A 23736-nucleotide genomic window follows, 5' to 3' on the forward strand; every position below is an offset into this window, starting at 1 on the left:
GTTGTGACCAGTATAAGGGCTTTTCTGATTGTGCCGTGATTTTCCGGTACACTTTAGCGCATCAGGTACTTTCCTGAAGCAGGGAAAGAACAAGAGGAAGATGAAGATGCAGGATAACCAATTTGATGTGGTGATCGTGGGCGGCGGCATGGTGGGCGCTGCGCTCGCCTGCGGGCTGGCAGAGCACCGCTTTCGCGTGGCGATGATTGAGCGGGCGGAGCCTGCGGCTTTTGATGCGCAGAGCGATCCCGATGTGCGCATCTCTGCTATCAGCGCCGCCTCGGTGGATCTGCTTAAGCAGCTGAATGTCTGGTCAGCCGTGCAGGCGATGCGCTGCGCGCCTTACCGCAAGCTGGAAACTTGGGAGTGGCAAACCGCACATGTGACCTTTGACGCGGCCTCGCTGGGCCTGCCGGAACTGGGATTTATGGTGGAGAATGCGGTGCTGCAACGGGCGCTCTGGGAGAAGATGCAGCAGTGCGACATTCATCTCTTCTGTCCGGCAACGCTGGAAAATCTGCAGCAGCGCAACGGCGGCTGGACGCTGAACCTTGTCGGCGGCGAGACGCTGACGGCGAAGCTGGTGGTGGGCGCGGATGGCGCTAATTCACAGGTGCGTCAGCTGGCGGGCATTGGCGTGCACGGCTGGAACTATACGCAATCCTGCCTGTTGATCGGCGTGGAATGCGAGCATGCGACGGGCGACGCCACCTGGCAGCAGTTTACGCCGGACGGCCCGCGTGCTTTTTTGCCACTGTTTGATCGTCACGCCTCGCTGGTCTGGTATGACAAACCCTCACGTATCCGTCAGTTGCAGTCGCTGTCGTTGCCGCAGCTGGAAAAAGAGATCGTCACTCATTTCCCGGCGCGGCTGGGACGATTCCAGGCGAAACGGGCGGCCGCCTTTCCGCTGGTGCGTCGACACGCCTCGCGCTACGTGATGCCGGGCCTGGCGCTGGTGGGTGATGCGGCGCATACCATTAATCCGCTGGCGGGGCAGGGAGTCAATCTCGGCTACCGTGACGTGGATGCCTTAATGACCACTCTGATTGACGCGCGCGCCAGCGCCGAAGAGTGGGGCGCGGAACGCGTTTTGCTGCGTTATCAGCGCCAGCGTCAGCGGGATAATATGATGATGCAGAGCGGAATGGATCTTTTCTACTTCGCCTTCAGCAACAGCCTGCCGCCGGTGAAGATTCTGCGTAATCTGGGACTGATGGCGGCGGAGCGCGCCGGTATGGTCAAACGTCAGGTGCTGCGTTACGCGCTGGGATTATGAATAGCGGCGGCCGTAAGGTCGCCTGAGTTAGATTGCTGAAACGCAGAAACAAAAAAGCCCGCTTCTGCGGGCTTTTTTGTGCAATTTGGCTGGGGTGCAGGGATTCGAACCCCGGAATGCCGGAATCAGAATCCGGTGCCTTACCGCTTGGCGACACCCCAATGGTGTAAGTCAAATTGTCTTGAAAATGGCTGGGGTACGAGGATTCGAACCTCGGAATGCCGGAATCAGAATCCGGTGCCTTACCGCTTGGCGATACCCCAAGAAAATGGTGGCTACGACGGGAATCGAACCTGTGACCCCAGCATTATGAGTGCTGTGCTCTAACCAGCTGAGCTACGTAGCCAAATTGTACTGCTATCCGATGATGGCTGGGATACCTGGATTCGAACCAGGGAATGCCGGTATCAAAAACCGGTGCCTTACCGCTTGGCGATATCCCAATATTCGATTCACATCCGCAAAAAAACTCATCGGATTGGCTGGGGTACCTGGATTCGAACCAGGGAATGCCGGTATCAAAAACCGGTGCCTTACCGCTTGGCGATACCCCATCCGTGCTGCCGAAGACTGAAATGGTGCGGGAGGCGAGACTTGAACTCGCACACCTTGCGGCGCCAGAACCTAAATCTGGTGCGTCTACCAATTTCGCCACTCCCGCAAAAAAGATGGTGGCTACGACGGGAATCGAACCTGTGACCCCAGCATTATGAGTGCTGTGCTCTAACCAGCTGAGCTACGTAGCCATCTTTTTTCGCGTTACCTTCATCGGCGTTGCGGGGCGCATTATGCGGAGTTGACTTAGCAGCGTCAACAAGTTTTTTGTCGAATTTCGCCTTAACGCGCGCGTTTGACTGGCTTGTAACCAGGCTGATGATTTATTCGGCAATTTCTGATCGTAACCGCGCCAGCGGCAAATAAAATGGACCCCGCAAGGTCCATTTTTCTTCTGACATCCTGTCGCGATTATTTATACGCAGACTGATGTACGCCGACCGCACGTCCGGAAGGATCGTCCATGGATTTGAACGCTTCATCCCATTCAATCGCTTTGGCGGAGGAGCAGGCTACGGAAGGACCGCCCGGCACGCACTCCGCAGCGCTTGGCAGCGGGAACAGCTCTTCGAAAACTTCACGATAGAGATAAGCTTCTTTCGACGCCGGCGTGTTGTACGGGAAGCGGAAGTGCGCTGTCGCCAGCTGCTGATCGCTCACCTGCTGCTGCGCCACTTCTTTCAGCGTGTCGATCCAGCTGTAGCCAACGCCGTCGGAGAACTGCTCTTTCTGACGCCATGCCACGCTTTCCGGCAGATAAGAGGAGAAGCATTCGCGCAGGATATGTTTTTCCATTTTGCCATTGCTGCCGCACATCTTGTCTTCAGGGTTGATGCTCATGGCGACATCAAGGAATTTTTTGTCGAGGAACGGCACGCGAGCTTCCACGCCCCAGGCGGACATCGCTTTGTTAGCGCGCGCGCAGTCGTACATGTGCAGCGCCAGCAGTTTGCGCACGTTCTCTTCATGGAACTCTTTCGCGTTGGGTGCCTTATGGAAATAGAGGTAGCCGCCGAACACTTCATCCGCGCCTTCGCCGGACAGCACCATTTTGATGCCCATCGCTTTGATCTTACGCGACATCAGATACATCGGCGTCGAGGCGCGAATGGTGGTCACGTCGTAGGTTTCGATGTGATAGATCACGTCACGAATCGCATCCAGCCCTTCCTGCACGGTAAAGTGGATTTCGTGATGCACGGTGCCAAGATGATCTGCGACCGATTTTGCCGCTTTCAGATCCGGCGAGCCTTCAAGGCCCACGGCGAAAGAGTGCAGCTGCGGCCACCAGGCTTCGCTTTTATCCTGATCTTCAACGCGTTTCGCCGCAAAGCGTTTGGTTACCGCGGAGATGATAGAGGAGTCAAGACCGCCAGAAAGCAGCACGCCGTAAGGCACGTCAGACATCAGGTGGCTTTTCACCGACTCTTCCAGCGCGTTTTTCAACGCTGCCGCGTCGGTTGTGTTGTGCTCAACGTTTTTATACTCCATCCAGTCACGCTGCCAGTAACGACGGATTTCGCCGTCAGTGCTGGAGAGGTAGCTTCCCGGCGGGAATTCTTTAATGCTACGGCAAACCGGCACCAGCGCTTTCATTTCTGACGCGACAAACAGGTTGCCGTGCTCATCGTTGCCCATATAGAGCGGGATGATACCGATATGATCGCGACCGATCAGGTAGGTATTTTTCACACGGTCATACAGGATAAAGGCGAACATGCCCTGCAGATCGTCGAGGAAATCTACCCCTTTTTCCTGATAGAGCGCCAGGATCACTTCACAGTCGGAGCCGGTCTGGAACTGATAGCGATCGCTCAGCTCGGCACGCAGCGCCTGATGGTTATAGATTTCACCGTTAACGGCCAGTACGTGGGTATGATCGGCGTTATAAAGCGGCTGCGCGCCGTTGTTGACGTCCACAATCGACAGACGCTCATGGGCGAGGATCGCATGATCATCAGCATAAACGCCTGACCAGTCTGGCCCGCGATGACGCATCAGACGAGAAGATTCCAGCGCTTTTTTGCGCAGCTCAACCGGATCGCTTTTCAGGTCCAGCACACCAAAAATTGAACACATAACCTACTCCTGGCACACCTTGCAGTGATGTTGATTCTACGTTTGTCTGGCAGCCTGTGGCTGCGTAATGCATAAGAAAATGCGCTATTTCATGCCTGTTGTGCAAGTGAATTCGTGTTTTTCTGATAAAAAGATTGTTGTCCGCCGTTTAAAATTGAATATTATTCAATTAATGGGCTGTTATATTGATGGATCGATAATGAAAAGGCAGAATTGAGCGAAATTTGAACGGTTGCGAGCAGGGACCAAAGCGCTAAACCGGTCTTTCTGAACAGAGAATGAGGAAATACCGCACAGCTGTGCGGTATTGAGAATAAGTTTTGCTGATGGAAGAAGCGGAAAACGATCGATAGCGGCGGCAGAAGGGCGGGCTCCGCAAGCCCTTTACTCTTCCAGAAGATGTTGCAGCAGAATGCCATTCAGCATCGCGCGTTTAGCCAGGGCGAAAGCGCCAATGGCCGAGCGGTGATCCAGTTCTGAGCGCACCACCGGAAGATTTTTGCGGAACGCCTTCAACACCTGGGTATTGATACAACCTTCAATCGCTGGCAGCAGCACTTTCTCTGCATCGGTGATTTCACCGGCAATCACTACTTTTTGCGGATTGAACAGGTTAATGGCGATAGCGATAGCCTTGCCCAGATAGCGGCCCACATATTCGATCACTTCACAGGCCAGCGCATCGCCATGATTAGCCGCTTTGCAAATCTGCGTCATCTGGCAGTCGTTCAGGGTCAGGGTGCTGGGATAGCCCTGATTCAGCAAATGACGCACGCGATTTTCAATCGCACCGTTGGCGGCGATAGTTTCCAGACAGCCGAAATTGCCGCAGTGACAGCGTTCGCCGAGGGGATCAACCTGGATATGGCCGATTTCGCCCACGTTGCCGTTGCTGCCGAGGAAAATATGGCCATTGGCGATGATGCCCGCGCCGGTACCGCGATGAAGACGCACCAGAATAGAATCCGCGCAGTCGCGGCTTGCACCAAAGTAGTGCTCAGCCAGCGCCAGGCTGCGGATATCGTGGCCGACGAAGCTGGTCACGTTGAAACGTTTTTTCAGATTCGCCACCAGCGGCCAGTGGCTGACATTGATATGCGGCATATAGCGAATAATGCCGTTAACCGGATCCACCAGGCCAGGCAGGATCACCGAGATGGCGATCAGCTCGCGGAGCTTGCGCTGATGGCTCTCCATAAAGGAGGAGATAGCATTCAGCAGCGTGTTTTCCAGCGTTTCCTGAGTACGCTCCGGTAACGGATAATCTTCCTGCGCCAGCGATTTTCCGCTCAGGTCAAACAGGGTAAGCGTCGCGTCATTACGGCCAAGGCGTACGCCAATGGTATGGAAGCCTCGGGTTTCAGTAATAATAGAGATGGCACGGCGACCGCCGGTGGACGCCTGTTGGTCCACCTCTTTAATCAAGCCGCGCTCAATCAGTTGACGGGTAATTTTGGTTACGCTGGCGGGTGCAAGCTGGCTCAGTTCGGCAATCTGAATGCGCGAAATGGGGCCTTGCTGGTCAATCAGCCGGTAAACGGCTGCGCTGTTGAGTTGCTTGACAAGATCGACATTTCCAATTTGTGTCTGGCCGCCAGTGGTCATTCAATACTTACTCGCTGAGGACGTCGTCTCCATTGACGATCGTCTTGATGATTCGATAATCGCGGGTAAAGACAGTCAGGTTTGCGACTTTTCCTGCTTCGACAGAGCCTAACTGCTTCTCCACGCCCATTGCACGGGCCGGATAGAGCGTTGCCATACGCAGCGCTTCGTCCAGCGCAATGCCTGCCTGCTCGACGCTGTTTTGCACCGCTTCGATCATGGTCAGTGCTGAACCGCTAAGCGTTCCGTTCTCGTCAACACACAGCCCGTCTCGATAGTATATTGTTTTGCCAGCAAAAATGAATTGATCGATGGATGCGCCTGCAGGCGCGGTGGCATCGGTCACCAGCACCAGCTTGTCGCCTTTGATGCGTTTTGCATTGCGCACGTTAGCGTAATGAACATGTAACCCATCTACAATAATGCCGCAGTATACATCAGGCGAATCGAACAGCGCACCGATAAGACCTGGCTCACGTCCGGCAAAAGTGGGCATCGCATTATAGAGATGAGTTGCGAAGCTGACGCCGGCGCGAAAACCCGCTTTGGCTTCTTCCCAGCTGGCGTTGGAGTGGCCGGCTGAAACGATAATGCCAGCCGCGGTCAACCGGCGGATTATCGCACTGTCGACATTTTCCGGGGCCAGGGTGACTTTAGTAATCACGTCGGCATTGTCGCAAAGGAAATCGACCAGGGCCGGATTGGGTTCACGGATCAGATCGGGATTATGCGTGCCTTTTTTCGCTTTATTCAGCCACGGTCCTTCCAGATGCAAGCCCAGCGCCTGATTATGATGCTGATTAAGATAAGTGCGCATGGTTTCTACCGCGCGCTTCATCAGGGCGTCGCTGCTGGTGATTAGCGTAGGCAGGAAGCTGGTGCAGCCCGATTTTTCATTGGCGCGCTGCATGATCTCTAATGTCTCCACGCTCAGCGCGTCGATATCATCGTTAAACTGCACGCCGCCGCAGCCGTTAAGCTGTAAATCGATAAAGCCGGGAGCAATGATGGCACCGGAAGCATCGCGCAATTCCACTTCCGGAGCCAGCTCACCCGGCGGGCAAACGCGCTCAATCAGCCCGTCGGCGACGACCACCGCATGGTTGTCCAGAATTTCATGGCCGGTATAAATCCGGCCGTTAACTAATGCGTACATCATTTTTCTCCCGGCTATGCCTGGATGAAACAGGGGATGCGTTAATATCCACTGCTCTCATTGCAGGCGACAATCAACGTCGTATTACACACCTTTCATATTTTCCGCTTCCATTTCGCGGAAATATTTCACAGTTTTGACTTTCAGTTCCATGGTAGAAGGCTCATCGCAGACGATGACCGCTTTCGGATGCAGCTGTAAGCAGCTAATGGTCCACATGTGATTCACGTTGCCTTCCACCGCCGCCTGCAGGGCAAGCGCTTTGACATGCCCGGTAACCAGAATCATCACTTCTTCAGCATCCAGCAGGGTGCCGACGCCCACGGTAAGCGCATATTTGGGAACCTGATCGATATCGCCGTCAAAAAAACGCGAGTTCGCGATACGGGTTTCCTGCGTCAGGGTCTTGATGCGGGTACGGGAAGCCAGTGAAGAGGCTGGCTCGTTGAACGCGATATGTCCATCGTTGCCTACGCCGCCCATAAACAGATGGATTTTCCCCAGCGCCCGGATCTTTTCTTCGTAGCGGCGACATTCTGCGTCAATATCTTCCGCATTGCCATTCAGCAGGTTAATATTTTCTTGTTGAATATCAACGTGATCAAAAAAGTTGCGGTACATAAAGCTGTAATAGCTTTCCGGATGCGCTTTCGGCAAGCCGACATATTCATCCATATTGAACGTAATCACATGCTTAAAGCTTACCTGGCCCGCTTTATGCATCTCAATTAAATGCTTGTAGGCTTCCAGCGGCGTGCCGCCGGTTGGCAAACCCAAAACAAAAGGACGCTGAGCTGTGGGGTTGAAAGCATTGATGCGATTAACGATATGGCGCGCAGCCCATTTACCGACCTGACCGGGCGTTGCCAGCGGAATTAATCTCATTTCTCACCTCATACAGATAAACAAAAAGGAACAGGTTCTCTGCTTATGTTAACCGCTTACGTAAGGCGTTCACGGAATGACAACGGCAAAATTTCATATCTCGATATTTCGCATCATAAAATAAGTGGCAAAAGATAGCTACCGCCAGAAAGATAAGTTGTAGCTTTTGTTGATCAAGTTCATATTTGAGGAGCGTTTAATTTGCAAAGCGAAATAATTTGTTTTTACACTGCGCGCTCTGGTAATAGCGGTATCCGTGACGCTGATACCGGAATAATAAAATGATAGCGACGAGGCAACAGGCCAGTCTTATAGGGGGAAAAGTGAATATTCTTAGTTATTTACAAAAGATAGGTCGCGCGCTTATGGTGCCCGTCGCGACCCTGCCTGCCGCAGCTATCCTGATGGGGGTAGGTTACTGGCTGGATCCGGATACCTGGGGCGCAAGCAATGCGCTGGCAGCGCTGCTGATCAAATCAGGTTCCGCCATTATTGAAAATATGTCCGTGCTGTTTGCTGTCGGCGTGGCCTATGGCATGTCGAAAGATAAAGACGGCGCGGCAGCGCTGACCGGCTTTGTGGGCTTCCTGGTGGTGACGACGCTCTGTTCGCCCGCCGCGGTGGCGATGATACAGAAAATTCCTGCCGATCAGGTCCCTGCCGCTTTTGGTAAGATCAATAACCAGTTTGTTGGTATCCTGGTCGGTATTCTCTCCGCAGAAGTCTATAATCGTTTCAGCCACGTAGAGCTGCCGAAAGCGCTCTCGTTCTTTAGCGGACGCCGTCTGGTGCCGATTCTGGTCTCCTTCCTGATGATTCTGGTCGCCTTTATCCTGATGTATATCTGGCCACTGATTTTCGGCGGCCTGGTCAGCTTCGGCGAACATATTCAGAAACTGGGTTCGGTCGGCGCGGGTATTTACGCCTTCTTCAACCGCCTGCTGATTCCGGTGGGATTACACCACGCGCTTAACTCGGTGTTCTGGTTCGACGTGGCGGGCATTAACGACATCCCGAAATTCCTTGGCGGCGCACAGTCGATTGCCAACGGAACCGGCATCGTAGGGATTACCGGTCGCTATCAGGCGGGCTTCTTCCCGATTATGATGTTTGGTCTGCCAGGCGCCGCGCTGGCTATCTACCACTGCGCGCGTCCGGAAAATCGCGCGAAAGTCGCCGGGATTATGCTGGCAGCTGCCTTTGCCGCTTTCTTCACCGGCATCACTGAGCCGCTGGAATTCTCCTTTATGTTTGTTGCGCCGGTGCTCTATGTGATCCATGCGGTGCTCACCGGCATTTCGGTGTTTATTGCGGCCAGTATGCACTGGATCGCCGGCTTCGGCTTCAGCGCTGGTCTGGTGGATATGGTGCTGTCAACCCGCAACCCGCTGGCGACGCACTGGTATATGCTGATCCCGCAGGGCCTGGTGTTCTTCGCGCTCTACTATGTGGTGTTCCGCTTTACGATCAAAAAATTCAACCTGATGACGCCGGGCCGTGAGCTGGCGGTAGCGGGCGATGAAAGCGACGGTTACGACGTTAACGTAGACAAACAGGGCAGCGGCGAGAGCGCGACAGAATCTCTGGCGCGTCGTTATATCGGCGCACTGGGCGGCTCGCAAAACCTGACCCACATTGATGCCTGTATCACGCGTCTGCGTGTGAACGTCAACGATTCGGCGGCGGTAAACGAAGGCGTGGCGAAACGTCTGGGCGCCTCCGGGGTGATTCGTCTGAACAAGCAGAGCGTACAGATCATTGTCGGCACCCAGGCGGAAGGCATCGCCACCGCGATGAAGAAAGTGTTGAGCAAAGGCCCGGTTGCAGCCGCGACCCGCGCCTCGTCCGCCTCCGCAGCAGCAGAGGTCAAGGCGCAGCCGGTCGCCGCCAGCGAAAGCAAAGTAGTTGCAACCTTGCTGGCGCCGGTCAGCGGTGAAATTGTGGCGATTGAAAATGTCCCGGATGAAGCCTTCGCCAGCAAGGCGGTCGGCGATGGTTTGGCGATCAAACCAACCGGTAAGACCGTTGTGGCGCCAATAGCGGGTACCGTGGTGAAAATTTTCACTACCAATCATGCGTTCTGTCTGGAAACCGATAACGGCGTGGAGATCGTGGTGCATATGGGACTGGATACCGTGTCGCTGGGCGGCAAAGGCTTCACGCGCCTGGTGGAAGAGGGCGCAACCGTGACGGCAGGCCAGCCGGTGCTGGAAATGGATCTGGCTTATCTCAACGCCAACGCGCGTTCGATGATCAGTCCGGTTGTGATCAGCAACAGCGACGATTTCGCTGGTCTGACGCTGCTGGCAAGCGGACAGGTGGTGGCGGGTGAAACGCGCCTGTACGATATCAAAGCCTGATTAACAAAAATTCACTATCAGGGCAGGAAGCGATTCCTGCCTTTTTTATTTTAATCGCTTAACAAACGGTTGTTTCCCTCTATCGCTTTGTGGATCATACTCCGTTACTTCGTGGTACAAATCACCAGATATTCGTATTGAGGACTTTGAGATGAGTGAGGCTGAAGCCCGCCCAACTAACTTTATTCGTCAGATCATCGACGAAGATTTGGCGAGCGGCAAGCACAACAGCGTGCATACCCGTTTCCCGCCGGAGCCCAATGGCTACCTGCATATAGGCCATGCCAAATCGATCTGCCTGAACTTTGGCATTGCGCAAGATTATCAGGGAGAGTGCAACCTGCGCTTCGACGATACCAATCCGGTCAAAGAGGATATGGAGTTCGTTGAATCGATCAAGCGTGATGTGCAATGGCTGGGCTTTGAGTGGAATGGTGAGGTACGTTATTCCTCAAACTATTTCGATCAACTTTATCAGTATGCCATTGAGCTGATTCAGAAAGGCCTGGCCTACGTTGATGAGCTGACGCCGGAAGAGATCCGCGAATATCGCGGCTCGCTGACCGCGCCGGGCAAAAACAGCCCCTACCGCGATCGCAGCGTGGAAGAGAACCTGGCGCTGTTTGAAAAAATGCGCAACGGCGAATTCGCTGAGGGTAAAGCCTGCCTGCGCGCCAAAATCGATATGGCTTCCAGCTTTATCGTGATGCGCGATCCGGTGCTCTATCGCATCAAGTTCGCCGAGCATCACCAGACCGGTAATAAGTGGTGCATCTACCCGATGTATGACTTTACCCACTGCATTTCCGATGCGCTGGAAGGCATTACCCATTCTCTCTGTACGCTGGAGTTCCAGGATAACCGCCGTCTGTATGACTGGGTGCTGGATAACATCACCATTCCGGTTCATCCGCGTCAGTATGAATTTTCCCGTCTCAACCTTGAATATGCGGTGATGTCGAAACGCAAACTCACCCAGCTGGTGAGCGAGAAGATCGTTGAGAGCTGGGATGACCCGCGTATGCTGACCGTTTCCGGTCTGCGTCGTCGCGGCTATACTGCCGCCGCTATTCGTGAGTTTTGCCGTCGCATCGGCGTGACAAAACAGGACAACATCGTAGAGATGGCGTCGCTGGAGTCATGCATCCGTGACGATCTGAACGAAAACGCGCCGCGCGCCATGGCAGTTCTGGATCCGCTGAAGGTGGTGATTGAGAACCTGCCAGCCGGGCATGATGAAATGATCGCCATGCCTCAGCATCCCAACAAGCCGGAGATGGGCACGCGTGAAGTGCCTTTCAGCCGCGAAGTCTGGATCGATCGCGCTGATTTTCGTGAAGAAGCGAACAAGCAGTACAAGCGTCTGGTGCTGGGCAAAGAGGTGCGCCTGCGTAATGCTTACGTGATCCGCGCGGAACGTGTGGCGAAGGATGAAGAGGGGAATATCACCTGCGTTTACTGTACCTGTGACGTGGATACCTTGAGCAAAGATCCGGCCGACGGACGCAAGGTAAAAGGCGTTATTCACTGGGTTTCAGCGATTCATGCGCTGCCGGCGGAATTCCGTCTTTACGACCGCCTGTTCAGCGTGCCGAATCCGGGCGCGGCTGAGGATTTCCTCGCCACTATCAACCCCAATTCGCTGGAAATCAAACAGGGCTTTGTTGAGCCGGGCCTGCGTGTTGCCGAAGCGGGCAGCCCGTACCAGTTTGAGCGTGAAGGTTATTTCTGCGCCGACAGCGTTTACTCTAAGTCTTCCGGGCTGGTGTTTAACCGCACCGTTGGCCTGCGCGATACCTGGGCGAAAACCGGCGAATAAGCTACGTAACGCACCAGATAAAATCATTGAAGGGCGAGCAATCGCCCTTTTTTATTGCCTGAAATTCCCTCAATGCCTGCTTTTCTGCCGAACTGCGCTAAAACAGGTAAGGTACTATTCTGAGTTTAACAAAATTAATCAATTACAGGATGTTAAATGCTTTTTTTCAGGTAGGCTATGCGCTTTTAAGATGATGAACAGCGGGTATAAAAGGGAATAAAATGACAAGCCTCGCCCAGGAAGCCAAACACAGTGTGGTTGTTTTACATCAGCTCATCGAACGGATTTTCAATAACGCCGACCACAAAGATGACAGTATCGAGCTGTTTCTCTCTTATTTTCACCCTGAATTCAGCATGGTTACGCCGCAGGGAAAACAGCTCGATCTGAATGAAATGGAGACGTTGTTTCGTCAGCTACGTGGACAGCGCAAGGGGATGCATATCGCCACCAGCGACTGCCGGGTTATTTCTGAGCAACAGCAGGAGGTGACTATTCAGTATCGCGAAGTGCAGATGATGAATGGCGTTAATCAAAGCCGTATTTCTCTGGCGATCCTCGATTGCAGCACCTCTATTCCCCGCTGGCGTTACCTGCAGGAGACGTTGGTCATCTGACGCCAGGCATAAAAAAACCGGTGAAAATCACCGGTTGATTTCATATTACTGCATAGCAAATTTTATTTATCGTGAAGCGTGTCGTCTTCGCGGCAGTCGCCCAGTGCACAGTGTCCGTAAAGATACAGGCTGTGGTTGGTGAGTTTAATACCATGACGCGTGGCGATTTCACGCTGACGTGTTTCGATAGATTCATCACTGAATTCAATCACCTTACCACAGTCGAGGCAGATCAGGTGATCGTGATGCTGCTGCTGAGTCAGTTCGAACACGGATTTACCGCCTTCGAAATTATGGCGCGTGACAATGCCAGCATCATCGAACTGGTTCAGAACACGATAAACCGTTGCCAGACCAATCTCTTCGCCCATATCAATCAGGCGTTTGTACAAATCTTCCGCACTGACGTGATGGCACTCGGGTTCCTGAAGCACTTCCAGAATCTTCAGTCTGGGCAGCGTGACTTTCAGGCCAGCCTTCTTTAATGCGGAGTTGTTGTCAGTCATGCGGATATTGTCCTGTTACTTTGCTAGTCACTTTGTGGCGCAGAGCCCTGAATATCGGTCGACGCTGATCTCATTTGCGTCTCATTATAGAACTGAAGCATCGAAATGAAAACCGGCGGGAAAGCCTGAAAATCGCCGCAGGCTGTAAGGAAAAATGTCGCTACGCCGGAGAAGATTATGCAGGTGTCTGTTTACATTTCGCTCAGCTTCATCTCTTCAACCAGAGGAATAAGCGGATGACCGATGCGGGTATTCTACAGATTTGGCGGTAAAAGTTAAAAACTCGTATCTATTATTTTTATAGAAAATTCCATTGTCTCAATGTGAGCCAGCGCCCACATTGAGACAAGATGGATCAGGCTTCCAGGATCTCTTTCAGGTGCAGCTCATCAAAAATCTGCTTCACCCAGTTGTCAACGCGCTCGTTGGTCAGCTCAGGCTGACGATCTTCATCAATTGCCAGACCCAGGAAGTGATTATCGTCAGCCAGACCTTTTGAGGCCTCGAAGTGATAACCGGCGGTCGGCCAGTGACCAACAATCACCGCGCCGTTTGGTTCGATTATGTCGCGAATGGTGCCCATCGCGTCACAGAAGTACTCGGCGTAATCTTCCTGATCGCCGCAGCCGAACAGCGCTACCAGCTTGCCATTAAAGTCGATCTCTTCCAGCGTCGGGAAAAAGTCATCCCAGTCACACTGCGCTTCGCCATAGTACCAGGTGGGAATGCCCAGCAGCAGAATGTCGAACGCTTCAAGATCCTCTTTGGTGCTTTTGGCAATGTCATGCACTTCAGCAACGTCTTTACCCAGTTGTTTCTGGATCATTTTTGCAATGTTTTCGGTGTTGCCGGTATCGCTGCCAAAGAAGATGCCTACGATTGCCATGGGTAAAATAACCTCTTGAATCTTAATAAACAGATGGGTGTTTTGTCTGCACAGATACGCGAATGATAGCAGACGATAGAAAAGGGCGGAACTTGTAAAGCCGCCACTTTTGTTTCTGCGTGCGCTTTGCGCCGTCTCAGCGAAGTTTGAGTTGTGAAAGGATCATTTGTTCAATCAATTCACTGCGGCTCATGTTGCTCTGCTCGGCCAGCTCGTTAAGCGCATCAACGGCCTCGCTGTTCATCTTAAGTTCGACACGGCGTAGCCCGCGCACTTTGTCACGTTTCAGTTGATTGCGTTTATTGATACGCAGCTGTTCATCACGCGATAGCGGACTGGTTTTGGGACGACCGGGACGACGTTCATCAGCAAAGAGATCAAGCGTCGTGCGGTCCGTATGTTCTTTTGCCATGGCTTTGTGAAACTGAGTGGGCGCGAACGGCGAAAACGCGCTGCGCGGCTTATGAATTATCGGCCTTTACCGCTGCTTAAATCCACAGCGGTAAAATTTTAGCGCGCCATCATACTCCAGCGAAGCAGATGACGCCAATCCTAAACGGCGGCCGGCAAGCTTTTGCTTTTAAAGCGCAAAAAATCGCCGCACCGTACGTAACACCGCGTCCGGTTTTTCCGCATGCACCCAGTGACCGGCTCCGCTAATCACGTGCGCATGCGCCTGAGGAAACTGGCTCAGCAGCGCGTCGCGATACTGATTGTCGAGATAGGCGGAATCGCCGCCGCGAATAAACAGCGCCGGATGCGGCCAGGCGCGCACGGTTTCCCAGCCGGAAATGGCGCGATAGTTATTCCACAGCGCCGGCACGTTAAAACGCCATTCGCCGTCGTGGAATGATTTCAGAATGAACTGAATCACCCCTTCTTCCTGAATAAAATTGCGCATCACCTGCGCCGCCTCGCTGCGCAGGCGCACCCCCGCTTCGCTGACGCCATTCACCGCCGCAAAAATATCGTCATGGCGGCGCGTGTTGTAATCCACCGGCGCAATATCGATCATCACCAACCGCTCAAGACGCTCCGGCGCCAGCGCGCTCAGGGTCATGGCGATTTTTCCGCCCATCGAATGGCCTATCACCGCTACCTTATCGATACCGTGGGCGTCCAGCGTCTCCAGCATATCCTGTGCCATAACATGATAGTTCATCTCATCGGAACGCGGCGAGAGACCATGGTTGCGCACATCCACCTGGATAAGCGGACGATCGTTTTTCAGTCCGCGCGCCAGCACGCCGAGGTTGTCGAGGCTGCCAAACAGGCCGTGGATCAACAGAATCGGCAGAGAATGAGAATCGGATTGTTCAGTTTGCAGACGGGCATTCAAAATCATGGCAAAGTTCTTACGGTTGTGACCTTTGCTTAGGTTATCATGAATTCACGTTTCCGGGACGCCAGCGCGGCCGCCATTAGGACATAATCTGACTTTTGGTACTAATGGCCTCTGAAGCTATCGGCTTCCCCGGATTTAACTTTATAATCCTTATGTTAGAACCCGCTCACACTTTGTACGGCCAGGGTCTGCTATGGCTTTATCAGAAAATGCGTGGTTCTGTCACCAGCAAGAACCGTACGGAAAAAGATGAAAACGATCGAAGTTGATGAAGAGCTCTACCGCTATATTGCCAGCCATACTCAGCACATTGGCGAAAGCGCATCTGATATTTTGCGGCGAATGCTGAAGTTTACCGCAGGTCAGAGCACCGCAAGAGCCGCATCGGCTGTCGCGGTGAACGTCACGGCGAAAGAGGAACAGCCCGCACAGCAGCAGGAACCGCGTCCGCAGGATCGGGTCCGGGCGGTGCGTGAACTGTTGCTCTCCGACGAGTATGCGGAACAAAAGAAAGCGGTTAATCGTTTTATGCTGATTTTGTCAACCTTGTATCGTCTTGATCCCCAGGCATTTGCCGAGGCCACTGCGTCGCTGCAGGGCAGAACCCGTGTTTATTTTGCCGGCGATGAGCATACGCTATTGCAAAATGGCACCCATACTAAGCCGAAGCATGTTCCTGGCACGCCGTACTGGGTCATCACTAATACCAATACCGGTCGCAAATGCAGCATGGTGGAACACATTATGCTGGCGATGCAGTTCCCACCGGAACTGACTGACAAAGTTTGCGGCACCATATAAACCGAAGCGTCAGGGAGAAGCGCCAATGGCCAATCACCCCCGTGCCGGGCAACCCGCCCGGCAGAGCGATTTGATTAACGTTGCACAATTAACCTCACAATATTATGTCCTGCAGCCCGATATGGCTAACCCGGAACATGCGGTGAAATTCGGCACATCAGGCCATCGTGGTAGCTCAGGACGCCAAAGCTTCAACGAAATGCACATTCTGGCTATCGCGCAGGCGATCGCCGAAGAGCGGAAAAAGAACGGCATCACCGGGCCTTGCTATGTCGGCAAAGATACCCATGCGCTGTCTGAACCTGCAATCCTGTCGGTACTGGAAGTGCTGACCGCTAACGGCGTTGATGTCATCGTGCAGCAGGATAACGGCTATACGCCAACGCCAGCTATCTCCAATGCGATTCTGGAACATAACAAGCAGGGCGGCGCGCTGGCTGACGGCATCGTAATTACGCCGTCGCACAACCCGCCGGAAGATGGCGGCATCAAATACAACCCGCCTAACGGCGGCCCGGCCGATACCAACGTCACCAAAGTGGTGGAAGATCGCGCCAACCAGCTAATGCAGGATGGCCTGAAACAGGTGAAACGTCTGCCGCTGGATCAGGCCTGGGCAAGCGGCCACATTCAGGAAAAAGATCTGATTCAGCCTTATGTGGAAGGGCTGGCGCAGGTCATCGACTTCCCGGCCATCCAGAAGGCAGGCCTGAAGATTGGTGTGGATCCGCTCGGCGGCTCCGGCATGGCGTACTGGCAGCGTATCGCTGAGCATTACAAGCTCGACATTACCATCGTGAACGACGCTATCGATCAAACCTTCCGCTTCATGCATCTGGATAAAGATGGCGTGGTGCGAATGGACTGTTCGTCGGAATGCGCGATGGCGGGCCTGCTGGCGCTGCGCGATAAGTTTGATCTGGCTTTCGGCAACGATCCTGATTATGACCGTCACGGCATCGTTACGCCAGCGGGGCTGATGAACCCGAACCACTACCTGGCGGTGGCGATCAACTACCTGTTCCAGCATCGTCCGCAGTGGGGCAAAGAGGTGGCGGTAGGCAAAACGCTGGTCTCCAGCGCCATGATCGATCGCGTGGTTAACGATATCGGCCGCAAGCTGGTGGAAGTCCCGGTCGGCTTCAAATGGTTCGTTGATGGTCTGTACGACGGTAGCTTCGGCTTTGGCGGCGAAGAGAGCGCTGGCGCCTCTTTCCTGCGCTTCGACGGCACGCCGTGGTCAACGGATAAAGATGGCATCATTCTCTGCCTGCTGGCAGCGGAAATTACTGCCGTTACCGGCAAAAACCCGCAGCAGCACTATGACGAGCTGGCCGAGCGCTTTGGCGCGCCGAGCTATAACCGTCTGCAAGCTGCGGCAACCTCCGCGCAAAAAGCCGCGCTTTCTAAACTGTCGCCGGAGATGGTCAGCGCCGATACCCTGGCGGGCGATCCCATCACCGCACGTCTGACCGCGGCACCCGGCAACGGCGCGGCGATTGGCGGGCTGAAGGTCATGACGGAAAACGGCTGGTTTGCCGCACGTCCGTCAGGCACCGAAGATGCCTACAAAATCTACTGCGAAAGCTTCCTCGGCGCAGAACATCGTGCGCAGATTGAGAAAGAAGCGGTAGAAATCGTTAGCGAAGTGTTGAAAAACGCATAACGCGATATGCAAAAGACCAAAGGCGCCTCAGGGCGCCTTTTTACTGGCGCGGTGTGATGAAAAAAAGCGCAATAGTGTGGTCTGATGAGTAGTAAAAGTGTACAGGTCGGCTTAATATCAGACACAGGTCACATTTACTACTTTACCTGGAAGGAGGCACGACAATGTATCAGGCTTATCCTCTCTATAAAATTATTTTGCGGCGTACGCTGGTGGTGTTGGTTGGTGTGCTGGCTCTGCCGTGGATGCTGTTCCGTCGCGATCGCGCACGTTTTTACAGCTATCTGCACCGTATGTGGTGTAAAACCAGCGCCAAGCCAGTCTGGCTGGCACAGTCTGAAGCTGCCGCCGGGGTTTTCTGGTAACGCTCAGCGCCGCATTTCACGACAACCTGTTCAGCCCGGTGATTAACTTTACATCTCCGGGCTTTTCTTTTCTTAGCGCGAAATTTACCTCAGAACAGCCTTTTCCCACTGCCATTGGTTGCATTTTCAGCTACACTAAAACCTTTACAAGTTTTCAAAGGTTGTACAAGTATGAGCGAGAAAATTCCGGTAGGGATCAGCGCCTGTCTGCTCGGGGATAGTGTCCGGTTTGATGGTGGCCATAAGCGCTTTGCCTTCGCCGCCGACGAACTCGCGCCCTTTGTTCGTTATGAACCCGCCTGTCCTGAAATGGCAATCGGTTTACCCACGCCCCGTCCGGCGCTGCGCCTGGTAAAAGATAAAGAAGAAGATGAGCAGGTGCAGCTCTGCTTCAGCAAAGCGGGCGGCGAAGCGATCACCGATCGGATGCGTGACTGGTCATCGTCACGAGTTAAATCCCTGCATCACCTGTGCGGCTACATTCTCTGTGCGAAATCGCCAAGCTGCGGCATGGAGCGGGTGCGCGTTTATGAATCAGAAACCAATAACAACCGCAAAGTGGGTACCGGCATTTTTACCCGGATATTGCGCGATGAGATGCCCTGGCTGCCGCTGGAAGAAGATGGCCGCTTACACGATCCGGTACTGCGGGAAAATTTTGTTGGCCGCATTTGCGCACTGCATGAGTTCAATCAGATGTGGAAGCAGGGGCTGACTGCGGGCCAGCTGATGGCGTTTCATACCCGCTATAAGCTGCTGCTGCTTTCTCATTCGCAGGCGGAGTATCGCGAGCTGGGCCGTTTTGTCGCGGCGATGCAGCAGTGGGAATCACTGGATGATTATGCGTTTGAGTATCGTAATCGTCTGATGCAGCTGCTGGCGCACAAGGCGACCCGCCGTAACCACACCAACGTGCTGATGCATGTACAAGGCTATTTCCGCCGTCAGCTCACCTCCGCGCAGCGTCAGGAGCTGGCACAGCTGATCGATCGTTATCGTGAGGGGCTGCAACCACTGCTGGCGCCAATCACCATGTTAAAGCACTATATGACGGAGTTTCCCGACCCCTGGCTGGCCCAGCAGCGCTATTTCGATCCCTATCCTGAAGCGCTACGCCTGCGTTATGGGCAATAGGCGATCATGGCGACACATTTAGTCTGGCTACGCCACGATCTGCGTATCAACGATAATCTGGCGCTGCACGCCGCCTGCCGTGACGCCAACGCCCGCGTACTGGCGCTCTACATCGCCACGCCGGGTCAGTGGCGACAGCATGATATGGCACCGAAGCAGGCGGCTTTTATTCATCAAAGCCTGAAATTGCTTCAGGTTTCTCTCGCCGAACGGGGTATCCCGCTGCACTACCATCAGTGCGATAACTTTAGCGATTCCGTTAAAGCGCTCAGCGACTTTTGCCAGCAGCACGATGTCGATTATCTGTTTTACAACTATCAGTATGAAATCAACGAACGGCAGCGTGATGCGCTGGCAGAGAAAACCCTGGATGCCCGGAGCGTAATTTGTCAGGGCTTTGACGACAGCCTGCTGTTGCCGCCCGGCAGCGTGCGCACCGGCAGCAATGGCATGTACAAAGTGTTCACGCCTTTCAGCAAAGCTTTTGTGCGCCGTTTGCAACAGGGATTACCGGAGTGCGTGCCTGCGCCAAAGCCGCGTCAGGGCGCGCCGCTGCAGGTGGGCGCACCGATCCCTGAATTCAACTATCCCGCAGAAACATTCGATGCCGATCTCTTTCACCCAGGTGAACAGGCGGCTTTGCAACGTTTGCGTCACTTCAGCCAGCAGCCGATAACCCGCTATCACAGCGAGCGTGATAAGCCTGCGGTGGACAGCACCAGCCGTCTGTCGGTTTATCTCGCAACTGGCGTGCTCTCGCCGCGCCAGTGCCTGCATCGCGTGTTACGAGAGCATCCCGACGCGCTGGAGCAGGGCAGCGCCCTGAACTGGCTGAACGAACTGATCTGGCGCGAGTTTTATCGCAATCTGATGGTGGCGTATCCGGCGCTCTGTAAGCATCAGCCTTTTATCCACTGGACGAAAAATGTGCGCTGGCAGAAAAATGAAACGCACTTCAACGCCTGGAAAACGGGAAAAACCGGTTATCCGATTGTGGATGCCGCCATGCGTCAGATGAATCAGCTTGGCTGGATGCATAACCGCTTGCGCATGATTACCGCCAGTTTTCTGGTGAAGGATCTGTTGATTGACTGGCGCGACGGCGAGCGCTACTTCATGCAGCGGCTCATTGATGGCGATTTTGCCGCAAACAACGGCGGTTGGCAGTGGGCGGCTTCTACCGGAACCGATGCCGCGCCTTATTTTCGTATCTTCAATCCCACCACGCAGGGCGAAAGGTTCGACAAGCAGGGAGATTTTATCCGTTGCTGGCTGCCGGAGCTGAGCGCGGTGCCGGACAGCGCCATTCATCAGCCGCAGGCGTGGGCGAAGAAAAATCACAAGAGGCTCGATTATCCTGAGCCAATCGTGGAACATAAGCTAGCACGTATCAAGACGCTAGAAGCCTTTGAGCATGCGCGAAGCGCGCCTGAGGCTGCCAGGGAGGAGTTATGAATAATTTTGAGCTTGAAAATATTGTTAACCAGCAGCTGAACAGCAGCAGTTTCAGCGATTATGCCCCCAACGGCCTGCAGGTAGAGGGGCGCGCCGAAGTGACGAAAATTATCGCCGGCGTCACTGCCAGCCAGGCGCTGCTGGATGAGGCGGTAAAACGCAACGCCGATGCAGTGATGGTCCATCACGGCTACTTCTGGAAAAACGAGGCGGCGGTAATCAAAGGGATGAAGCGCAACCGGCTGCGCACCTTGCTGGCGAACGACATTAACCTGTTCGGCTGGCATCTGCCGCTGGATGCTCATCCACAGCTGGGCAACAATGCGCAGCTGGCGCAACTGCTGGATATTGAGGTACGCGGCGAAATCATGCCGCTGGTGCTGTGGGGCGAGCTGACGCAGCCGGTCAGCGGCAAGGCTTTCGCTCAGCGTATCGCAGAGAAGCTGGGACGTCAGCCGCTGCACTGCGGCGATAATGCGCCAGAAGTGATTCGCCGTGTCGCCTGGTGCAGCGGCGGCGGCCAGGGCTTCATCGACAACGCGGCGGCGTTTGGTGTCGACGCCTTTTTTAGCGGCGAAGTCTCTGAGCAGACGATTCACAGCGCGCGCGAGCAGGGAATCCATTTCTTCGCGGCGGGTCATCACGCTACCGAGCGCGGCGGAATCAAAGCCCTCGGCGAATGGCTGGCGCAAAGCTATGGCCTTGACGTCACCTTTATTGATATTCCTAATCCTGCCTGATTTTTCCGCAACTGCTTCCTTCCGGACCCGCGGAGGAAGCAAATCTGTTGACACATCTCTGTCACTTTCGCATAACTGAGTCCCTTACAGAAATTTCTTACTACGTCCGGCGCGGCAATGACGCTTGCCTGACGGGTGCCGGATTGGCGCATAACGGGAGGTTGGTTTTGCAACGAGCACGTTGTTATCTGCTGGGCGAACGCGCGGTAGTACTGGAACTGGAGCCACCGGTTTCCCTGCTCAGCCAGCAGCGTATTTGGGGATTGTGCGAACGACTGCAAACCAATCCACAGGTGATGGAAGCGATTCCTGGCATGAATAACCTGACGCTGCTGCTGCGCGATCCGCAGCAGCGGGCGCTGGACGCGATTGAGCGTCTGCAACGCTGGTGGGAAGAGAGCGAAGCGCAGCTGCCGGTTTCGCGCCAGGTAGAAATTCCGGTGATCTATGGCGGCGACGCCGGTCCTGATTTGTCCTGGGTGGCGGAGCGCGCGGAGATGACGCCGCAGCAGGTGGTAGAACTGCACAGCAGCACTGAATATGACGTTTACTTCATCGGCTTTCAGCCCGGTTTTCCCTATCTCGGCGGACTGGATGCGCGACTGCACATGCCGCGCCGCGCTGAGCCGCGCCTCAGCGTGCCTGCTGGTTCGGTAGGAATTGGCGGCAGTCAGACCGGGATTTACCCGCTGGCGACGCCCGGCGGCTGGCAGCTGATTGGTCAGACGCCGCTGGCCCTGTTTGATCCCGTTCAGCAGCCGCCGACCCTGTTACGCCCCGGCGATAAAGTCCGCTTTGTGCCGCAAAAGGAGGGCGTATGTTGAAAATCTTACGCGCGGGGCTGGCAACCAGCTTACAGGATCTGGGCCGCAGCGGCTGGCGTCAGTATGGCATTAGCGTCAGCGGCGTGCTGGATGCCCCCTCGATGCAAACCGCCAACCTGCTGGTAGGCAATGCGCCGGAGAGCGCGGTACTGGAGATTGTGCTGGGCCAGTTTAAAGCGCAGTTTGCCCGCGACGGCTGGATTGCGCTGACCGGCGCGGCCTGCAATGCCGAACTGGATGGCAAAGCGGTCTGGACCGGCTGGCGTCTGCCGGTCAGGAAAGGCCAGACGCTCACCCTTTCCATGCCGGTACGCGGTATGCGCAGTTATCTGGCGATCCACGGCGGTTTTGACGTGCCGCCGATGCTCGGCTCGCTCAGCACCGATCTGAAAGCCGGTTTTGGCGGCTGGCAGGGGCGTAAGCTGGAGGATGGCGATGAACTGCCGCTGGGCAAACCCACGCGCACCTTCGCCAAAGCGGCCGGGGTGCGTCAGCTGCTGTGGGGCAACCGTATTCGCGCCTTGCCTGGCCCGGAATACAGCGAGTTTAGCCGCGAATCGCAGGAGGCGTTCTGGCGTACCGGCTGGAAGCTGAGTCCACAGAGCAACCGCATGGGCTATCGTTTGCAGGGCAGGGTACTGACGCGCAGCACCGATCGGGAACTGCTTTCTCACGGCCTGGTGCCCGGCGTGGTGCAGGTGCCGCCCAACGGACAGCCGATTGTGCTGATGGCGGATGCGCAGACTACCGGCGGCTACCCGCGTATCGCCTGCGTGATCGAAGCCGATCTCTACCATCTTGCGCAGATCCGCCTGGGCGATCCGATTCACTTTATCCACTGTACGCTGGAAGAGGCGATGCAGGCGAAGCTGCAACAGCAGCGCGCGCTGGACCATATGGTATGGGGGCTTACCCATGAAAATTGATTTAAACGCCGATTTGGGCGAGGGGAGCGGCAGCGATCGCCAGCTGTTGCAGCTGGTCAGCTCCGCCAATATCGCCTGCGGCTTTCACGCTGGCGATGCGCAAACCATGTTGCAGTCGGTGCGCTGGGCGAAAGAGTTTGGCGTGGCGATCGGCGCGCATCCCAGCTTTCCCGATCGGGAAAATTTTGGCCGCACCGCGATGCAGCTGCCGCCGGAAACGGTTTACGCTCAGGTGGTTTATCAGGTGGGCGCGCTGAAAAGCCTGGCGGAGAGCGAGGGCGAAAGGCTGGCACACGTCAAGCCGCACGGCATGCTTTACAACCAGGCGGCAGCGGATGCGACGCTGGCCGACGCCATTGCCAGGGCGGTGAAGGCGGTGGACAGCCAGCTGATTCTGGTGGGCCTGGCCAATAGCGAGCTGATTAAGGCGGGCGCGCATTATGGGCTGACAACGCGCGAAGAGGTGTTTGCCGATCGCGGCTACCAGCGCAACGGATCGCTGGTGCCGCGCGGCCAGCCAGGCGCGCTGATCGAGAGCGAAGAGGGGGCGATCGCCCAGACGCTGAACATGGTGCAGCAGGGCCAGGTGCAGAGCGTCAGCGGCGAGTGGGTGAAAGTGAATGCGCAAACCGTCTGCCTGCACGGGGATGGCGAACATGCGCTGCTGTTTGCCCAACGCCTGCGCGACGTTTTCGCGGCCGGTCAGATTAGCGTGACCAGCGCCTGAACCTGA

Annotated in this window: 21 protein-coding genes and 7 tRNA genes; 13 read left to right on the forward strand and 15 right to left on the reverse strand. The window is 55.0% G+C overall.

Annotated features, from left to right (window positions below):
• Positions 1 to 106 precede the first annotated feature (106 nt).
• Positions 107 to 1279, forward strand: a complete 1173-nt coding sequence (gene ubiF, locus ABU178_RS06270; RefSeq protein ID WP_397213037.1) for a 3-demethoxyubiquinol 3-hydroxylase — start codon at positions 107 to 109, stop codon at positions 1277 to 1279.
• A gap of 86 nt (positions 1280 to 1365) precedes the next feature.
• Here ubiF and ABU178_RS06275 read toward each other — a convergent pair.
• The 11 genes from ABU178_RS06275 to nagB all read right to left on the reverse strand — a co-directional run bounded on the left by ABU178_RS06275 (position 1366) and on the right by nagB (position 7559).
• Positions 1366 to 1440, reverse strand: a tRNA-Gln gene (locus ABU178_RS06275).
• A gap of 27 nt (positions 1441 to 1467) precedes the next feature.
• Positions 1468 to 1542, reverse strand: a tRNA-Gln gene (locus ABU178_RS06280).
• Positions 1543 to 1548: 6 nt separating this feature from the next.
• A tRNA-Met gene (locus ABU178_RS06285) sits at positions 1549 to 1625 on the reverse strand.
• Between the two features lie 22 nt (positions 1626 to 1647).
• A tRNA-Gln gene (locus tag ABU178_RS06290) sits at positions 1648 to 1722 on the reverse strand.
• A 36-nt stretch (positions 1723 to 1758) separates the two neighbouring features.
• Positions 1759 to 1833: transfer RNA gene (locus ABU178_RS06295), tRNA-Gln, on the reverse strand.
• 22 nt (positions 1834 to 1855) lie between these two features.
• Positions 1856 to 1940: transfer RNA gene (locus ABU178_RS06300), tRNA-Leu, on the reverse strand.
• 8 nt (positions 1941 to 1948) lie between these two features.
• Positions 1949 to 2025: transfer RNA gene (locus ABU178_RS06305), tRNA-Met, on the reverse strand.
• 220 nt (positions 2026 to 2245) lie between these two features.
• Entirely contained in the window at positions 2246 to 3913 is a 1668-nt protein-coding gene (gene asnB / locus ABU178_RS06310; RefSeq protein ID WP_397213039.1) for an asparagine synthase B, read from the reverse strand.
• Positions 3914 to 4297: 384 nt separating this feature from the next.
• On the reverse strand, positions 4298 to 5518 hold the full coding sequence (gene nagC / locus ABU178_RS06315) for a DNA-binding transcriptional regulator NagC (RefSeq protein WP_397213040.1): 1221 nt from the start codon (positions 5516 to 5518) through the stop codon (positions 4298 to 4300).
• Between the two features lie 7 nt (positions 5519 to 5525).
• Positions 5526 to 6674, reverse strand: a complete 1149-nt coding sequence (gene nagA, locus ABU178_RS06320; protein WP_397215713.1) for an N-acetylglucosamine-6-phosphate deacetylase — start codon at positions 6672 to 6674, stop codon at positions 5526 to 5528.
• An 84-nt stretch (positions 6675 to 6758) separates the two neighbouring features.
• Positions 6759 to 7559, reverse strand: a complete 801-nt coding sequence (nagB, locus tag ABU178_RS06325; RefSeq protein ID WP_397213042.1) for a glucosamine-6-phosphate deaminase — start codon at positions 7557 to 7559, stop codon at positions 6759 to 6761.
• A gap of 329 nt (positions 7560 to 7888) precedes the next feature.
• Between nagB and nagE the strand changes: the two genes are divergently transcribed.
• The 3 genes from nagE (at position 7889) to ABU178_RS06340 (ending at position 12355) form a co-directional block, all read left to right on the forward strand.
• A complete protein-coding gene (gene nagE / locus ABU178_RS06330; protein ID WP_397215715.1) occupies positions 7889 to 9919 on the forward strand; it encodes an N-acetylglucosamine-specific PTS transporter subunit IIBC in 2031 nt (676 codons plus the stop codon).
• Positions 9920 to 10070: 151 nt separating this feature from the next.
• Entirely contained in the window at positions 10071 to 11738 is a 1668-nt protein-coding gene (gene glnS / locus ABU178_RS06335; protein ID WP_397213044.1) for a glutamine--tRNA ligase, read from the forward strand.
• A gap of 221 nt (positions 11739 to 11959) precedes the next feature.
• Positions 11960 to 12355, forward strand: coding sequence for a hypothetical protein (locus ABU178_RS06340; protein WP_397213046.1), 396 nt, complete (start codon positions 11960 to 11962; stop codon positions 12353 to 12355).
• 62 nt (positions 12356 to 12417) lie between these two features.
• On the opposite strand, the gene fur is transcribed toward ABU178_RS06340, so the two are convergent.
• From fur to ybfF, 4 genes are all read right to left on the reverse strand, one after another.
• A complete protein-coding gene (gene fur, locus ABU178_RS06345; RefSeq protein ID WP_397213047.1) occupies positions 12418 to 12861 on the reverse strand; it encodes a ferric iron uptake transcriptional regulator in 444 nt (147 codons plus the stop codon).
• 355 nt (positions 12862 to 13216) lie between these two features.
• Positions 13217 to 13747: a flavodoxin FldA gene (fldA, locus tag ABU178_RS06350; RefSeq protein ID WP_397213049.1), complete on the reverse strand. Its 531-nt coding sequence runs from the start codon at positions 13745 to 13747 to the stop codon at positions 13217 to 13219.
• Between the two features lie 136 nt (positions 13748 to 13883).
• Positions 13884 to 14159 carry a LexA regulated protein gene (gene ybfE / locus ABU178_RS06355; protein WP_397213051.1) on the reverse strand — a complete coding sequence of 92 codons (276 nt, stop codon included), beginning with the start codon at positions 14157 to 14159 and terminating at the stop codon, positions 13884 to 13886.
• A gap of 168 nt (positions 14160 to 14327) precedes the next feature.
• The gene (gene ybfF, locus ABU178_RS06360) at positions 14328 to 15092 is read right to left on the reverse strand and encodes an esterase (RefSeq protein ID WP_397213053.1); all 765 of its coding nucleotides are present in this window, start codon (positions 15090 to 15092) and stop codon (positions 14328 to 14330) included.
• Positions 15093 to 15341: 249 nt separating this feature from the next.
• Here ybfF and seqA point away from each other — a divergent pair, with 249 nt between their 5' ends.
• The 9 genes from seqA (at position 15342) to pxpA (ending at position 23730) form a co-directional block, all read left to right on the forward strand.
• Positions 15342 to 15893, forward strand: a complete 552-nt coding sequence (gene seqA / locus ABU178_RS06365) for a replication initiation negative regulator SeqA (RefSeq protein ID WP_397213055.1) — start codon at positions 15342 to 15344, stop codon at positions 15891 to 15893.
• A 25-nt stretch (positions 15894 to 15918) separates the two neighbouring features.
• The gene (gene pgm, locus ABU178_RS06370; protein ID WP_397213057.1) at positions 15919 to 17559 is read left to right on the forward strand and encodes a phosphoglucomutase (alpha-D-glucose-1,6-bisphosphate-dependent); all 1641 of its coding nucleotides are present in this window, start codon (positions 15919 to 15921) and stop codon (positions 17557 to 17559) included.
• 164 nt (positions 17560 to 17723) lie between these two features.
• Positions 17724 to 17924 (forward strand): DUF2517 family protein, encoded by a 201-nt coding sequence (locus tag ABU178_RS06375; protein WP_397213059.1) that lies wholly within the window; start codon positions 17724 to 17726, stop codon positions 17922 to 17924.
• Between the two features lie 171 nt (positions 17925 to 18095).
• Positions 18096 to 19058 (forward strand): YbgA family protein, encoded by a 963-nt coding sequence (locus ABU178_RS06380; RefSeq protein ID WP_397213061.1) that lies wholly within the window; start codon positions 18096 to 18098, stop codon positions 19056 to 19058.
• Between the two features lie 6 nt (positions 19059 to 19064).
• Positions 19065 to 20513 carry a deoxyribodipyrimidine photo-lyase gene (gene phrB, locus ABU178_RS06385; protein ID WP_397213063.1) on the forward strand — a complete coding sequence of 483 codons (1449 nt, stop codon included), beginning with the start codon at positions 19065 to 19067 and terminating at the stop codon, positions 20511 to 20513.
• Entirely contained in the window at positions 20510 to 21253 is a 744-nt protein-coding gene (locus tag ABU178_RS06390) for a type 2 GTP cyclohydrolase I (protein WP_397213065.1), read from the forward strand. The genes phrB and ABU178_RS06390 overlap by 4 nt, the downstream gene beginning before the upstream one ends.
• Positions 21254 to 21420: 167 nt before the next feature.
• A complete protein-coding gene (pxpB, locus tag ABU178_RS06395; RefSeq protein ID WP_397213067.1) occupies positions 21421 to 22077 on the forward strand; it encodes a 5-oxoprolinase subunit PxpB in 657 nt (218 codons plus the stop codon).
• Positions 22071 to 23003, forward strand: a complete 933-nt coding sequence (gene pxpC, locus ABU178_RS06400; protein ID WP_397213069.1) for a 5-oxoprolinase subunit PxpC — start codon at positions 22071 to 22073, stop codon at positions 23001 to 23003. Before pxpB ends, pxpC begins: the two co-directional genes overlap by 7 nt.
• The gene (gene pxpA, locus ABU178_RS06405) at positions 22993 to 23730 is read left to right on the forward strand and encodes a 5-oxoprolinase subunit PxpA (RefSeq protein WP_397213071.1); all 738 of its coding nucleotides are present in this window, start codon (positions 22993 to 22995) and stop codon (positions 23728 to 23730) included. The genes pxpC and pxpA overlap by 11 nt, the downstream gene beginning before the upstream one ends.
• Positions 23731 to 23736: the final 6 nt, after the last annotated feature.

The organism is Pantoea osteomyelitidis (genome assembly GCF_044342975.1).
In the GTDB taxonomy this organism is placed as follows: Bacteria; Pseudomonadota; Gammaproteobacteria; order Enterobacterales; family Enterobacteriaceae; genus Pantoea; species Pantoea osteomyelitidis.

Coding starts and splice junctions, on each gene's coding strand:
- ubiF (WP_397213037.1), top strand. CDS start 107: ATGCAGGATAACCAATTTGATGTGGTGATCGTGGGCGGCGGCATGGTG.
- asnB (WP_397213039.1), bottom strand. CDS start 3,913: ATGTGTTCAATTTTTGGTGTGCTGGACCTGAAAAGCGATCCGGTTGAG.
- nagC (WP_397213040.1), bottom strand. CDS start 5,518: ATGACCACTGGCGGCCAGACACAAATTGGAAATGTCGATCTTGTCAAG.
- nagA (WP_397215713.1), bottom strand. CDS start 6,674: ATGTACGCATTAGTTAACGGCCGGATTTATACCGGCCATGAAATTCTG.
- nagB (WP_397213042.1), bottom strand. CDS start 7,559: ATGAGATTAATTCCGCTGGCAACGCCCGGTCAGGTCGGTAAATGGGCT.
- glnS (WP_397213044.1), top strand. CDS start 10,071: ATGAGTGAGGCTGAAGCCCGCCCAACTAACTTTATTCGTCAGATCATC.
- ABU178_RS06340 (WP_397213046.1), top strand. CDS start 11,960: ATGACAAGCCTCGCCCAGGAAGCCAAACACAGTGTGGTTGTTTTACAT.
- fur (WP_397213047.1), bottom strand. CDS start 12,861: ATGACTGACAACAACTCCGCATTAAAGAAGGCTGGCCTGAAAGTCACG.
- fldA (WP_397213049.1), bottom strand. CDS start 13,747: ATGGCAATCGTAGGCATCTTCTTTGGCAGCGATACCGGCAACACCGAA.
- ybfE (WP_397213051.1), bottom strand. CDS start 14,159: ATGGCAAAAGAACATACGGACCGCACGACGCTTGATCTCTTTGCTGAT.
- ybfF (WP_397213053.1), bottom strand. CDS start 15,092: ATGATTTTGAATGCCCGTCTGCAAACTGAACAATCCGATTCTCATTCT.
- seqA (WP_397213055.1), top strand. CDS start 15,342: ATGAAAACGATCGAAGTTGATGAAGAGCTCTACCGCTATATTGCCAGC.
- pgm (WP_397213057.1), top strand. CDS start 15,919: ATGGCCAATCACCCCCGTGCCGGGCAACCCGCCCGGCAGAGCGATTTG.
- ABU178_RS06375 (WP_397213059.1), top strand. CDS start 17,724: ATGTATCAGGCTTATCCTCTCTATAAAATTATTTTGCGGCGTACGCTG.
- ABU178_RS06380 (WP_397213061.1), top strand. CDS start 18,096: ATGAGCGAGAAAATTCCGGTAGGGATCAGCGCCTGTCTGCTCGGGGAT.
- phrB (WP_397213063.1), top strand. CDS start 19,065: ATGGCGACACATTTAGTCTGGCTACGCCACGATCTGCGTATCAACGAT.
- ABU178_RS06390 (WP_397213065.1), top strand. CDS start 20,510: ATGAATAATTTTGAGCTTGAAAATATTGTTAACCAGCAGCTGAACAGC.
- pxpC (WP_397213069.1), top strand. CDS start 22,071: ATGTTGAAAATCTTACGCGCGGGGCTGGCAACCAGCTTACAGGATCTG.
- pxpA (WP_397213071.1), top strand. CDS start 22,993: ATGAAAATTGATTTAAACGCCGATTTGGGCGAGGGGAGCGGCAGCGAT.